General features: G+C 69.8%; 13 protein-coding genes. 5 read left to right on the forward strand and 8 right to left on the reverse strand.

All coding sequences use genetic code 11. From position 1 onward, the window contains the following. The first annotated feature begins 188 nt into the window (after positions 1–188). The 5 genes from MQC88_RS01720 (at position 189) to MQC88_RS01740 (ending at position 3,710) form a co-directional block, all read left to right on the forward strand. A complete protein-coding gene (locus tag MQC88_RS01720; protein WP_243318647.1) occupies positions 189–467 on the forward strand; it encodes a PepSY domain-containing protein in 279 nt (92 codons plus the stop codon). Between the two features lie 10 nt (positions 468–477). Beyond that, a complete protein-coding gene (locus tag MQC88_RS01725; RefSeq protein ID WP_243318649.1) occupies positions 478–1,092 on the forward strand; it encodes a cytochrome b/b6 domain-containing protein in 615 nt (204 codons plus the stop codon). A gap of 102 nt (positions 1,093–1,194) precedes the next feature. Further along, positions 1,195–1,872 (forward strand): response regulator, encoded by a 678-nt coding sequence (locus MQC88_RS01730; RefSeq protein ID WP_243318650.1) that lies wholly within the window; start codon positions 1,195–1,197, stop codon positions 1,870–1,872. After that, complete coding sequence (locus MQC88_RS01735) at positions 1,869–3,200, forward strand: sensor histidine kinase (RefSeq protein ID WP_243318652.1); 1,332 nt, start codon at positions 1,869–1,871, stop codon at positions 3,198–3,200. Before MQC88_RS01730 ends, MQC88_RS01735 begins: the two co-directional genes overlap by 4 nt. 60 nt (positions 3,201–3,260) lie before the next feature. Beyond that, positions 3,261–3,710: a DnrO protein gene (locus tag MQC88_RS01740; protein WP_243318654.1), complete on the forward strand. Its 450-nt coding sequence runs from the start codon at positions 3,261–3,263 to the stop codon at positions 3,708–3,710. Between the two features lie 111 nt (positions 3,711–3,821). Here MQC88_RS01740 and MQC88_RS01745 read toward each other — a convergent pair whose 3' ends face one another. The 8 genes from MQC88_RS01745 to MQC88_RS01780 form a co-directional block, all read right to left on the reverse strand. After that, positions 3,822–4,937, reverse strand: a complete 1,116-nt coding sequence (locus MQC88_RS01745) for a PLP-dependent cysteine synthase family protein (protein WP_243318656.1) — start codon at positions 4,935–4,937, stop codon at positions 3,822–3,824. Beyond that, on the reverse strand, positions 4,870–6,795 hold the full coding sequence (locus tag MQC88_RS01750) for a pyridoxal phosphate-dependent decarboxylase family protein (protein WP_243318658.1): 1,926 nt from the start codon (positions 6,793–6,795) through the stop codon (positions 4,870–4,872). Before MQC88_RS01750 ends, MQC88_RS01745 begins: the two co-directional genes overlap by 68 nt. A 7-nt stretch (positions 6,796–6,802) precedes the next feature. Beyond that, the gene (locus MQC88_RS01755; RefSeq protein WP_243318660.1) at positions 6,803–7,042 is read right to left on the reverse strand and encodes a hypothetical protein; all 240 of its coding nucleotides are present in this window, start codon (positions 7,040–7,042) and stop codon (positions 6,803–6,805) included. Positions 7,043–7,046: 4 nt separating this feature from the next. Then, positions 7,047–7,199, reverse strand: a complete 153-nt coding sequence (locus MQC88_RS01760; RefSeq protein WP_243318662.1) for a hypothetical protein — start codon at positions 7,197–7,199, stop codon at positions 7,047–7,049. Positions 7,200–7,271: 72 nt separating this feature from the next. Further along, positions 7,272–7,670, reverse strand: coding sequence for a SirB2 family protein (locus tag MQC88_RS01765; protein WP_243318664.1), 399 nt, complete (start codon positions 7,668–7,670; stop codon positions 7,272–7,274). Between the two features lie 24 nt (positions 7,671–7,694). Next, positions 7,695–8,921, reverse strand: coding sequence for an NnrS family protein (locus MQC88_RS01770; RefSeq protein WP_243318666.1), 1,227 nt, complete (start codon positions 8,919–8,921; stop codon positions 7,695–7,697). Positions 8,922–9,053: 132 nt separating this feature from the next. After that, the gene (locus tag MQC88_RS01775) at positions 9,054–11,330 is read right to left on the reverse strand and encodes a nitric-oxide reductase large subunit (protein ID WP_243318668.1); all 2,277 of its coding nucleotides are present in this window, start codon (positions 11,328–11,330) and stop codon (positions 9,054–9,056) included. A gap of 100 nt (positions 11,331–11,430) precedes the next feature. Then, positions 11,431–12,183, reverse strand: a complete 753-nt coding sequence (locus MQC88_RS01780) for a helix-turn-helix domain-containing protein (protein WP_243318670.1) — start codon at positions 12,181–12,183, stop codon at positions 11,431–11,433. Positions 12,184–12,193: the final 10 nt, after the last annotated feature.

Genomic DNA, 12,193 nt, shown 5'->3' on the forward strand with positions numbered 1-12,193 from the left:
GGACGCATCGACGCCGCCTGCGCCTTGATCCGCAGCCGCGGCGAACCGCGACATGCGGTGGTCCGTCCCCGGGCTTGTCGGCGGGCAGGCTTGGGCGAGCGTCGCCGGGGATCCCCCTTAAGCGGCGCATAAGGCGGCGGCGCTGCAATGCGGGCCGTGGGCAATCCGCCCCGCATTGGAGACACCCCATGAAGACCCTCGCCACCCTGGCCCTGGCCGGCACCGCCGCGCTCGTGTCCTTCGGCGCCTTTGCCGGCCCCAGGTGCACCGACGCGCCGCGCAGCAAGTGGATGCCGCAGCAGCAGATGAAGGACCGCATCCTCGAGGACGGCTACAAGATCGACAAGTTCAAGGTGTCCGGCCAGTGCTACGAGATCTACGGCCGGGACAGCAAGGGCAACGATGTCGAGATCTATTTCGACCCGACCGACGGGAGCATCGTCAAGCGCCGCGGCAACGACGACTGAGGAGGCGCGCATGAGCGTTTATCCGAACCGGGCGAACCTCCGCCCCGCGGCCGGCGCGGAGGCCGGCCGCGAAGCACCCATGGTCAAGGTCTGGGATCCGCTGGTGCGCTTGTTCCACTGGTCGCTGGCGGCCTGCATCCTTGGCGCCTTCCTGGTCGAGGAAGGCGATACGGCGCACCGGCTGCTGGGTTACACGGCGCTGGGGCTGGTGGCGTTCCGGCTGCTGTGGGGCGTGGTCGGCAGCCGCCACGCACGCTTCTCCGACTTCGTGCGCGGTCCGCGCGCCGTCGGCCGCTACCTGCGCGAACGCCTGGCCGGCACCTCGCAGCGCAGGCTCGGCCACAACCCCGCCGGCGCGGTCATGGTGCTGGTGTTGCTGGCGGGCGTCGCCGCGGTCGGGTTCACCGGCTGGATGCAGACCTGGGACGCTTTCCGGGGCGCCGATCGGCTGGAAGAACTGCACGAGGCGCTGGCCTACGGGCTGCTCGCCTTCATCGGAGCACACGTGGTGGCAGCGTTCGTGGAGAGCATGCATTACCGCGAGAACCTCATCGCGGCCATGGTCCACGGCCGCAAGCGCGCACTGCCTGCGGACGTCGCGGGCAAGTCCCCGGGGCAGCCGTGATCGCCGCCCTCCGCGGGCGCATGCATGGCCCGGCCATGACTGCCAGCCGCGGGGTTGCCCCAAGTCAAGGCGACGGCCGCGGGTTGCGTCCAGGCTGGACCCATGCGCCTGCTGCTCGCCGAGGATGACCGTGCGTTGGGCCGCGCCCTGGTCGACGGCCTGCGCCACCTCGGCCAGGCGGTCGACTGGGTCCAGGACGGCCGACACGCCGCGCATGCGCTGGCCGATACCCACTATGCCGCGGCGATCATCGACTGGAACCTGCCGCGCATGAGCGGCATCGAGGTGATCGCCGGCCTGCGCCGTCGCGGCGACCGCACGCCGGTGCTGCTGCTGACCGCGCGCGACGCACTCGACGATCGCGTGCAGGGGCTGGACAGTGGTGCCGACGACTACGTGGTCAAGCCCGTGCACCTGGAAGAGCTGGCCGCCCGGGTGCGCGCGTTGCTGCGGCGTGCGGAGGGCAATCCGGTGCCGCTGCAGCAGGTCGGGGCGCTGGCGATCGATCCGAGCAGCCGCAGCGCAAGCCTGGGCGAAGTGCCGCTGGACCTGTCGCCGCGCGAGTACGCACTGCTGGAGGCGCTGGCCGCGCGCCCGGGCCACGCGCTGTCGCGCAGCCAGCTGGAGGAATCGGTATACGGCTGGGGCGAGGAAGTCGCCAGCAACGCCATCGAGGTGCACGTGCACCACCTCCGGCGCAAGCTCGGCGCCGACTGGATCCGCACCCTGCGCGGCGTCGGCTACGCGTTGTACCCGCCACCGGACGACATGGCGCCATGAGCGCGCCTTCGCTGCAGCGGCGCATGTCGTGGCTGGTCGGGCTGCCGGTGGCGGGGCTGTGGCTGGCCGCCGGCCTCTGGCTCGGCCAGCGCACAGCGCACGAGACCGGGGAGATGTTCGACCGCGAACTCGAGCGCACCGCGGCCAGCGTGCTCGTGGTGCTGGCGTCGGTCCCCGTGGCCTCGCTGCGGGAGGCGGAGCTGGACGATATCCACGACGACGAAGGCCCGCGCGGCGAGATCGTCGTCCGCGATCGCGGCGGCCGGCTGCTGCTGGATGCATCGGTGTTGCCGCCGCTGCCCGCGGGTCCGGATGCGCCGCATTTCCACACGATCGTGCACGAGGGCGATCGCTGGCGCGTGTTCCAGCGCCGGGATGCAGGCGATCGCCTCTGGATCCAGGTCGCCGCGCCGCTGCACGATCGCGACCAGCTGCTGGCCGCGCACATCCGTGCTTTGCTGGTGCCGCTGGCAGGGCTGCTGCTGTTGCTGCCGCTGGCGACCTGGCTCGGGCTGCGCCGGGGGCTGGCGCCGCTGCGCGCGCTGTCGCGCGCGATCGCCGCGCAGCCCGCGCGGCCGCCGGTGCTGACCCGCGACGACGTGCCGTCGGAACTGCTGCAGCTGACCCGCGCGCTCGACGCGCTGGTCGCCAACCTCGATTCCGCGCTCGCCCGCGAACGCCGCTTCACGGCCGACGCCGCGCACGAGCTGCGCCACCCGCTGTCGGTGTTGCGACTCGAGCTGGACCTGGCCGGTACCGCCGATGGCGACGGCGCGCGCGCGCACCTGCAGCGCGCGCGCGACGGCCTGCAGCGGATGGAGCGGCTGGTCGCGCAGTTGCTGACGCTGGCGCGGGTGGAATCGCTCGATCACCTGGACGACACCGCCGCGCTCTCCCCCGGACGCTTGGCGCGCGAGGTGCTGGCAGGCGCCGGCGAGCGCGCAGCCCCGCGAGGGGTCGTGCTTTCGCTGCAGGCCGACGATGCCCTGCGCGTGCGCGGCAGCGCCGGCTTGCTGGAAATCGCGCTCGGCAACCTGGTGGACAACGCGATCGCACACGGCAAGCGGCACGGACAGGTCGCCATCGATGTTTCGCGCAACGGCGCCTGGGTCGAACTTGCGGTGGAGGACGACGGCCCCGGCATCGCCGACGACCAGGCTGCGCGCCTTGGCGAGCGCTTCCTGCGCGGGTCGGGCAGCGGCAGCGGCCTCGGCCTGTCGATCGCGCAGGCGATCGCGGCCCTCCACGGCGGCGACATCGTCCTCGCGCGCGCGGCGTCCGGTGGCGCGCGGGTGGTGCTGCGCCTTCCCGCGGTGCTGCCGCCATGATGAAGTTCGCTCCATCGTTTCCCCCACCACGGCCATTCCGGCCATTCAACGAGGTTTGCCATGCCCAGGATTTCCGCCATCACCCTTGCCGCCGTGCTGGTGCTGTCCGCACCGCTGGCGTTCGCCCAACACGAACACCATCCCGCGCCCGCCGCCACGGCAGCGGCCGCCACGCCGGCGCAGCGCTTTGCCACCGACGCGCCATTGCGCAAGTACATGCAATCCATCCGCACAAGGGTGGCGGCGCTGGAGCACGGCGAACACGGGCACCTGGACGCCACCCAGGTGGCGACCCTGGCCACCGGCATCCAGGGCGACATCGGCAACATTGTCGCCGAGTGCAAGCTGCCGGCCGACGCCGATGCCGCGCTGCACGGCATCATCGGTTCGCTGGCGCTGAACGCGGACAAGCTCAAGTCCGATCCGAAGGCGGCGGGCGCGGTGGCGGCGCTGCGCGCGGCGCTCGACACGTACGCCACGCAGTTCGACGATCCGGGCATCGGCAGCTGAGTGCGCCTCTGACCGGCGGGCCCGTTCCATCGACGTGATGGAGCGGGCCTTGCCGTCGACTTCCCGACGGTCCCGCTACCACCCGCATTCCCTGCGAGGCCAGGAGCCCGTTCAGCGGTGCAGCGAGTCGCGGAGCGTGGCCAGCGGCCCCTGGATATCGATGCCGTGCCGCGTGAGCCACCCGGGATCGAACAGGGTGTCGTGGTAGCGCTCGCCGCGGTCGCACAGCAGGCTGACGATGCTGCCGCGTGCGCCATGCTCGCGCATGCGCGAGGCCAGTTGCAGGCAGGCGACGAGGTTGGTGCCGGAGGATCCGCCGTAGCGTCGCCCGAGCAGGTCCTGCAGCAGCCAGGTCGCGGCGATGGATTCTGCATCGGCGACTTCGACCACCTCGTCCACGATCTCGAACAGGAAGCACGGCTCCACCCGCGGCCGGCCGATGCCTTCGACCAGGGTCGGCTGGCTCGCGCAGGCGCCGCGGTCGCGCGTGCTCCAGCCGCGCGCGAATGCGGCGCCGGCAGGGTCGGCGACGCACAACTGCGTCTGCAGGCCGCGGTAACGCAGGTAGCGGCCGATCGTGGCCGAGGTCCCGCCGGTGCCCGCGCCACATACCACCCAGGCCGGCGCCGGATGCGGCTCCTGCGCCATCTGTCCGAGGATCGACTCGGCGATGTTGTTGTTGCCGCGCCAGTCGGTGGCGCGTTCGGCCAGCCCGAACTGGTCGAGGAAGCAGGCGCCATCGGCCGCGATTTCCCGGGCCCGTTGCTGCGGGCAGGTACCGGGATCGGTCAGCTCGCAACGACCGCCGAGCGCGCGCACCGCCTCGATCTTGGGCGGCGCGGTGCACGCCGGCATCACCGCCACGAACGGCAGCCCCAGCAGTCGCGCGAACCACGCCTCGGAGATCGCGGTGCTGCCCGAAGAAGCGTCGACCACCGTCTGCCCGGCCTGCAGGCGTCCGTTGCACAGCGCGTACAGGAACAGCGAGCGCGCAAGCCGATGCTTGAGGCTGCCGCTGGGATGCGCGGCCTCGTCCTTGAAGTAGAAGTCGATTCCCGGGTACGCCGGGAAGCGCAACTGCAGCAGGTGGGTATCGGCCGAACGCGCGGCTTCGCGCCGCAGGCACGCGAGCGCCTCGACGCTCCAGGCCCGGCCGCCGTCAACCGCGCAGAGCGCCGATTCGACGGGCGAGGTGCTGGAAGTAGAGCTCGATGTAACTGATGCCATTCTCATGGTCGACCAGGTAGGGGTTCATCAACGTGTGGCGCAGGATCACCAGTCCGGCATCGCTGCCGGCTGCCGGCGGCTGCAGCGACAGCGCGGCCAGCAGGCGCGCGGCGTCCTCGCCGTCCAGCGCATCGAGCTGCAGCACCGTCGCCGAGCCGAAGAACTCGCGCGTCTGCAACGGGCGTTGGGGATCGCAGCGCAGCTCGTCGTGCAGCTCGCGCACGAACGCGCTGGCCTTGCCGATATCGCTGTTGCCGCACGGGTTGATCGCCAGGCAGACCAGGTTGCTGTCCGGCGGGAACGGGACGCAGGCGTGCGCCATGCCGGAGATCTCCGCGGCGAAGCGCAGGGCCGCGTCGTGGAACGCCTCGGCGTTGCGGATCGATTCGCGCGGCAGCAGGCCGAAGTTGCGGTGGTCCAGCGGCAGTACCTTGTGGACGACGTGGGCGGCCGCGGCCATCGCGCCCGGGCGCGACCCCTCCAGCGTGTAGCGGCCCAGGCTGCGGAAGCGCGCGAGGTAGTCCCCGGTTTCGCCGCCATGGAAGACGTAGTCGGCGCCTTCGGACAGCAACGCCATCGCATTGTGGTCGCGGCAGACGAACGCGCCGGCGCCATAGGGCAGGTAACCGAGCTTGTGCGGATCGACCGTGATCGAATCGGTGCGGCCCAGGGCGGCGACCGCGGCATGGACTTCCGGCGCCGGGAAGCGCTTGAAGTCCCCGCCCACTTCGTCGCGGCCGCGCAGGCTGCCGTCGGGATTGCGGAACAGGGTCGCCAGGTAGCCGCCCCATGCCGCGTCCACGTGCACGCAGGTCCCCAGTCCGCGGGAAGCGGCGGCGTCGCGCACGTCGCAGAACGCGTCCACCGGGTCGATGCTGCCGTATTCGGTGGTGCCCAGTACCGCGACCAGTGCCAGCACAGGTTGCTGGTCGCGCTCGCACGCGCGCACCTGCGCCTCCAGCGCCTCCGGGTCGGTGCGCATGCCGCGCTGGCGCAACGGCAGCAGCTGCGCGCGGCCCAGGCCCAGCAGCTTCATCCCCTTGCTCCAGGAGTAGTGCGCGCTGGCGGGCGCCAGCACCACCGGCGTGCGCAACAGCGGGTGCCGGGCCATGAAAGCGCCCAGGCCCAGTTGCTCCAGCCGTTGTGCCTCCACCCGCGCCTGCCATTGCGTGCGTTCGCCGGGCGGCAGCGTGGCCAGCCACTGCTGCCATTGCCGCAACAGCGCGATCGACGCCTTCGGCGTGAGGTTGAACGCCTCGCGATCGTCGTGGCCGGACTCGAGGCCCGGCACGCGCGCCGCGCGCAATGCCACCGGGAATGCCTTCAGCGCGAGCGCGAGCCGCAGCGCCTGGAAGTTGGCGACGGTACCGCCCGAGGTGAGGTGGCCGAACGCGCAGTCCGACTGCCGCGGGTCGTTCCGGTAGCCGAGCATGCGCGCCAGCTGCAGGCCGACCTGGATTTCAAGGTCGACGGTGATCGGCGCGGCATCCTCGCTGACGTTGTTGGGGTTGTAGGGCAGGGCGAGGATCTGCGCGGCCAGGCCCGGCAGCAGCAGGTCCGAGACCATGTGGCCGAGGTAACGCGGGCTGTGGAACGGCACCGACTGCTTCAGCGCCGCCGACAGCTGGTGCAGTTCGTGGCGCATGCGCGACTCGAACCGCTGGTAGCCGATGCCGCTGGCGGCATGGGTCGGGATGGCCGGGGGATCGGCGGGATGGAAATTGCGGCGCCAGTAGACGTGGTCGCGCAGGAACTCGACCACGAGCTTCTCGAGCAGGTTGTCGTTCTCGGCATAAGGGCCGAGGAAGCAGGCGTCGATCATGCCGTGGTCGGACACGGAGCGGTCGGGGGCATTCATCATGTGGTTATCCGCTGCAGCCGCCGCAACAGATGGACGGAAGTTGCCGGACCTGCGTCGGGTCCACCGGATAGCCGGCCTGCGCGATCAGCGCGACCAGTTGCTGCGCACCGACCGAAGTGGCGATGCGCAGCGTGGGAGCGGACGGGTCGATGTCGACCAGCGCCGCGGGATCCAGGTCCCGTATGGCGTCCTCGATGGCCCCTGGGTCGGGCGCGGGACCGGTGATCTGGATGTGGAACTCCATGCAGTCAGAACGGCATCATCAACGGCGGCTGCGCCTGCACGGTGACGGCGTGGCTGCCCATGTCGACGGCCATGGCATAGCCGGTGGCGGCGAGCGCAACGAGCGCCACGACCACGATGGAAACAACCAGCGGATTGCGTTGCAGCAGGGCTTTCATCAAGGACTCCGACAGTGGGTTTTCGTCGGAGGAAATTCTGTGCTTCGCGTTACCCCTTCGCCCTGATTTGGGTCAAGCCCAGGGCAGCAACCAGCCCAGCGGATGGTGCATGCGGGCGATGCCGATGATCGCGATGAACACCAGCAACGCAGCGGCAAAACAGGCGGCGCGGGTCCCGCGGCTGCGGCCGCGCCGCAGCGCGAACACGCCCAGCGCCACGTACGCGACGACCAGCACCAGCTTCACCGTCAGCCAGTGGTTGGCGAACATCGCGGAGGGCAGGATCGTCACCAGCATCAGCGCCGCCGTCAGCAGGACCGTGTCGATGGTGTAGCTGAGGTAGCGCACGAGCGCCGCCTGCGGCCAACGCGCGCCGGCCAGGACGCCGATGCCGCGCAACGCGAACAGGCTGCCGCTCAGCGAGATGGCGAGGATGTGGACGAAGCGGATCTGCGGATAGAACTCGATCATCGGTGTCCCGGGCCCGGCTGCGGCTCAGCCCGGCTTGCCGTCGGCGCGCGGCACGAGGTAGATCCGCAACGAGCGCAGCACCCAGGGCGCGAATGCCAGCAACCAGCCGACTCCCGCGACCGCCTGCCATGCCATCTGGTCGGGCACCAGCTCGGCCACGATGCGAGTGACGCAGGTGGCCTGGATCACGACGAAGGCGAAAGTTGCGACGCCGCCAAAGACCAGCGGGCGCCCTGCATGTCCCTGCGTCACCCGCGTCACCATCGCCACCAGCAGGCTGCCGAAGAAACCGATGAACAGCGCGTGCGCCGGCGCGCGCCCAAGCATGAAATCGCCGCTGGCCGCGTACATCAGGCTCTGCACGGAGTAGAGCACCATCGCCACCGGCAGCCATGCGTAGCCCATGAACAGGACCCGCAGGAGCAACGGCGCCGGGCCGCGCGGCCAGTTGCGCCACAGCCAGGTCGACGCCAGCGCCAGCAACGGCAGGTCGGCCAGCCACAGCCAGGCGTAGCCATGCGCCAGTTCCAGCCCCAGGTGCAGCAGCACCAGCGGCCAGAATGCGCCCAGCACCCACAGGGGCCGCCATGCGCGATAGCCCGGCACGACGTTGCCCGCGAAGAAAGGGAACATCCGGTGGGCGACGGTGAAATACACCGGCAGCAGCAAGCCGAACCCGCCGAACTTGATCGCCGCGAACATCAGCCGCGCATCGGACACGTGCAGGAACGCCGCGTACAGCGCGAAACCCACCAGCCCCAGCAGCAGCGCGGCCGCGCAGGACACCGCATGCCAGGTCTTGCCGGCATCGCGCCACACCAGCCGCAGCAGGAACACCAGCCCGGTGGTCCAGCCGGCGAGCGTCATCACCGCGCCGATGTGCAGCAGGTGCGCCGGGCCGAATGCGCCGGCGAGTGTCAGCAACTGGCCGCCGAACAGCCCCAGGCCCACCGGGACGTAGTGCCAGCGGGTGAGGTCGGGCTGCCCCATCCAGCGCGGAAACGTGGTCAGCAGGAAGCCGAACATGAAGGGTGCCAGCACCTGGTACTGCATCACGATCGCATGCAGCCAGCCGCCATAGACCTGCGGCTGCGACAGGCCGATCGCGTGCCAGCGGATGTCGACCAGCCACAGCGTCCACCATGCCATCGCCAGCAGCACGTTGGCTGCGCCGACGAAGAACAGCAACCGGTGCGGCGCGGCCGCCAGCAGCTTCGGGGAGAGCACGTTGCCTGCCTGCATGTTGTCCATGATGGCATTGTCGGCGCCGGGCCGCCGCCTCGCCTTGATCCAGGTCAGCATCGCCGATGCGAACGGGTCGCAAGAAAGAAACGGGGCGGATGGCTTGCGCCATCCGCCCCGCGTCCCTCCCCGTTAAGCCCGTCAGTCGGCTTCGGCCTGCAGCGCCTTGCCGCGCGACTGCAACGACCGCTTGCCCATCCACAGCGACGCCACGAACAGCGTCACCAGGAACGCACCGATCGCGAACAGCGTGTCCCCCGGTACCCGCATCCACACCAGCATGTGGATCAGCGGCTGGCCCATGAACTCCGCCGAACGCGCATACCAGTAGCCGTGTTCCAGCGCCGCCTGCAGTTGCAGCACGCCCATCGGCAGCAGGGTCAGCACCGCCATCAGCGTCAGGCCGATGTTGAGCGACCAGAACGCGCCGCGCAGCGGGCCTTCCAGCCAGACCTTGTCCGGCCGCAGGCCGCGCAGGCAGAACAGCATCAGGCCGATGCCGAGCATGCCGTAGACGCCGAACAACGCGGTGTGCCCGTGCAGCGCGGTGAGGTTCAGGCCCTGCATGTAGTACAGCGCCAGCGGCGTGTTGATCAGGAATCCGAACAGGCCCGCACCGACCAGGTTCCAGAAGCTGACCGCGAGGAAGAACATGATCGGCCAGCGGTAGCGTTCCATCCACGGCGTGGCGCGGCTGTGGCGCCAGGTCTCGTAGGCCTCCATGCCGATCAGCGCCAGCGGCACGACCTCCAGCGCCGAGATGCTCGCGCCCAGGGCGATCACGGCGGTGGTGGTGCCGGCGAAATACAGGTGGTGGAAGGTACCCAAGATGCCGCCGGCCATGAACACGATGGTGGCGAACAGCACGTTGATGGTCGCCGTCTTGCCGCGTACCAGCCCCAGCTTCACGAACAGGAAGCTGATCACCGCGACCGCGAAGACCTCGAAGAAGCCCTCGACCCACAGGTGCACCACCCACCAGCGCCAGTATTCGACGATCGACAGCGAGGTCTTCTCGCCCCACATCAGGCCGGCCGCGTAGAGCAGCGCGATGGCGACCGTGGACAGGAACAGCAGGCCGACGATCGAGGACATCTCGTCCTTGCGCCGCAGCGCCGGCCACAGTGCGCGACCCATCAGCAGCAGCCACAACAGCAGCCCGATGAAGAGGAAGATCTGCCAGAAGCGACCGATGTCGGTGTATTCCCAGCCCTGGTGGCCGAACCAGAAGTTGTACTGCAGGCCCATCTTCTGCATCACCGCGAACCATTGCCCGGCAAAGGCGCCGACCACGATCACGATCAGGCAGCCGAACAGGAAGTTGACGCCCAGGCGCTGGAACTTCGGCTCATGCCCCGATACCGCCGGGCCGATGTAGAGGCCGGTGGCCAGCCATGCAGTCGCGATCCAGAGCACCGCCAGCTGCGTATGCCAGCTGCGCGTGAGCGAGTAGGGCAGGTATTCGGAGATCGCGAAACCGTAGGCCTGCTGGCCCTCCACCTGGTAGTGCGCGGTGGTCGCGCCGAGCAGGATCTGCACCAGGAACAACGCCAGCACCAGCCAGAAGTACTTGGCGGTGGCGCGCATGGACGGCGTGATCACGATCGACGCGAGCGGGTCGCGCAGCGGCGGCGGGACGTGTTCTTCGTTGCGGTGCCAGACCGCGTAGTGCCAGGCCAGCAGGCCGATGCCGGCGATCATGAAGAGGATGCTGAACATCGTCCACATGAAGGTGCTTGAAGTCGGCGCATTGCCGACCAGGGGCTCGTACGGCCAGTTGTTGGTGTAGGTCTTGCTGTCGTTCGGCCGCTGCGTGGTCGCCGCCCAGGAGGTCCAGAAGAAGAAAGCCGTCAACGCGTGGCGGTGCCCGGCGTCGGGGATGGTGTCCTCGCGCATCGCGTAGCCTTCGCGCAGCTTCGCGGTCGCCGGGTCGTTGGAGAACAGGCTGTCGTAATGCGCGGCCACCTGCGAGATCGCCAGCGCCCGGCGATCGCTGACGACGATGTCCTTGCGCGCGTGGTCCCAGGTGTTGCCGCGCATCAGCGGCTTCAGCCTGGCCTGCAGGCCGGCCTGTTCCCCCGGGTCCAGCTGGGCGTAGGCCGCGCCGGTTTCGGCGCGCGCGCCGAGTTCGAGCATGGTTTCGGCTTCGCGGTGCAGCCAGTCGGCCGACCAGTCGGGCGCCACCAGCGCGCCATGGCCCCAGATGGACCCCAGTTGCTGTCCGCCGATGCTCTGCCAGACCTGGCGACCCTGCTCGATCTCGGCGCGCGTGTACACCACGTGGCCGCTTTGCGTGACGACCCGTTCGGGCATCGGCGGCGCCTGCTGGTGGATGTCCCACCCCATCCCCAGCAACACGCTGAAGCCGGCGATCATCAATGCGGCGAGTCCGAGCCAGAGCTTTCGCGTGGTGTCCATTCGGCATTCCCCTTGGAGTTTGGTCGGCATGCTGCGCGATCGCGTCATCCGCGGCCCTGACCTGAATCAAGTCCCGTGCACCCCGTGCGTCGCGCGACGTTCAGCCCCTCAGGATCGCGCCGGCCAGGCCCTCGAGGCGCGCGCGTGCGGTGATCTCCAGTTCGCGTCGATCGACCCGGACCATGCCTTCGTCCTGGAAACGCTTGAGCACGCGGCTCACGGTTTCCGGCGCCAGCCGCAGGTAATTGGCGATGTCGGTGCGGGCCATGGTGAGCTGGAAACGGTCGGGCGAAAAGCCGCGCGCGGCCAGCCGCCGCGACAGCCCGATCAGGAACGCGGCCATGCGCTCGTCGGCCGACCAGTCGCCGGCCAGCAGCGAGGCATTGCCGATGTCGCGGCTGAGCAGGCGGAACAGGGTCTGCTGCAGCCCCGGCAGGCGCGCGGCCAGCACCGAGATCTTCGGAAACGAGAACCGGCAGAGCATCACCGTGTCCAGCGCCACCGCGTTGCACGGGTAGTGGTCGCCGTCGATGGCGTTGAGGCCGATCACTTCGCCCGGCAGGTGGAAGCCGAGCACGTGCTCGCGGCCGTCGCGGTCGACGGAGTAGGTCTTGACGGTACCGGCGCGGACCGCGGCGATCGCCTCGAACGGGTCGCCTTCGCGGAACACGTGCTCGCCGGCGTGCAGCGGGCCGACGTGCTCGACCAGCATGTGCAGGTCCTGCAGCGACGACTTGTCCATGCCCTGCGACAGGCAGACCTGGGAGAAGGCGCAGGTGGAACAGAAGGTCAGCGCGTCGCCGTCGTCGGCCAGGACGCTGCGGTCCAGCCGCGGGAAGGCGACGCCGCTCATGCCCGGCTCC

The sequence above is a fragment of the Cognatiluteimonas sedimenti genome (assembly GCF_022808325.1).
Classification (GTDB): domain Bacteria; phylum Pseudomonadota; class Gammaproteobacteria; order Xanthomonadales; family Xanthomonadaceae; genus Cognatiluteimonas; species Cognatiluteimonas sedimenti.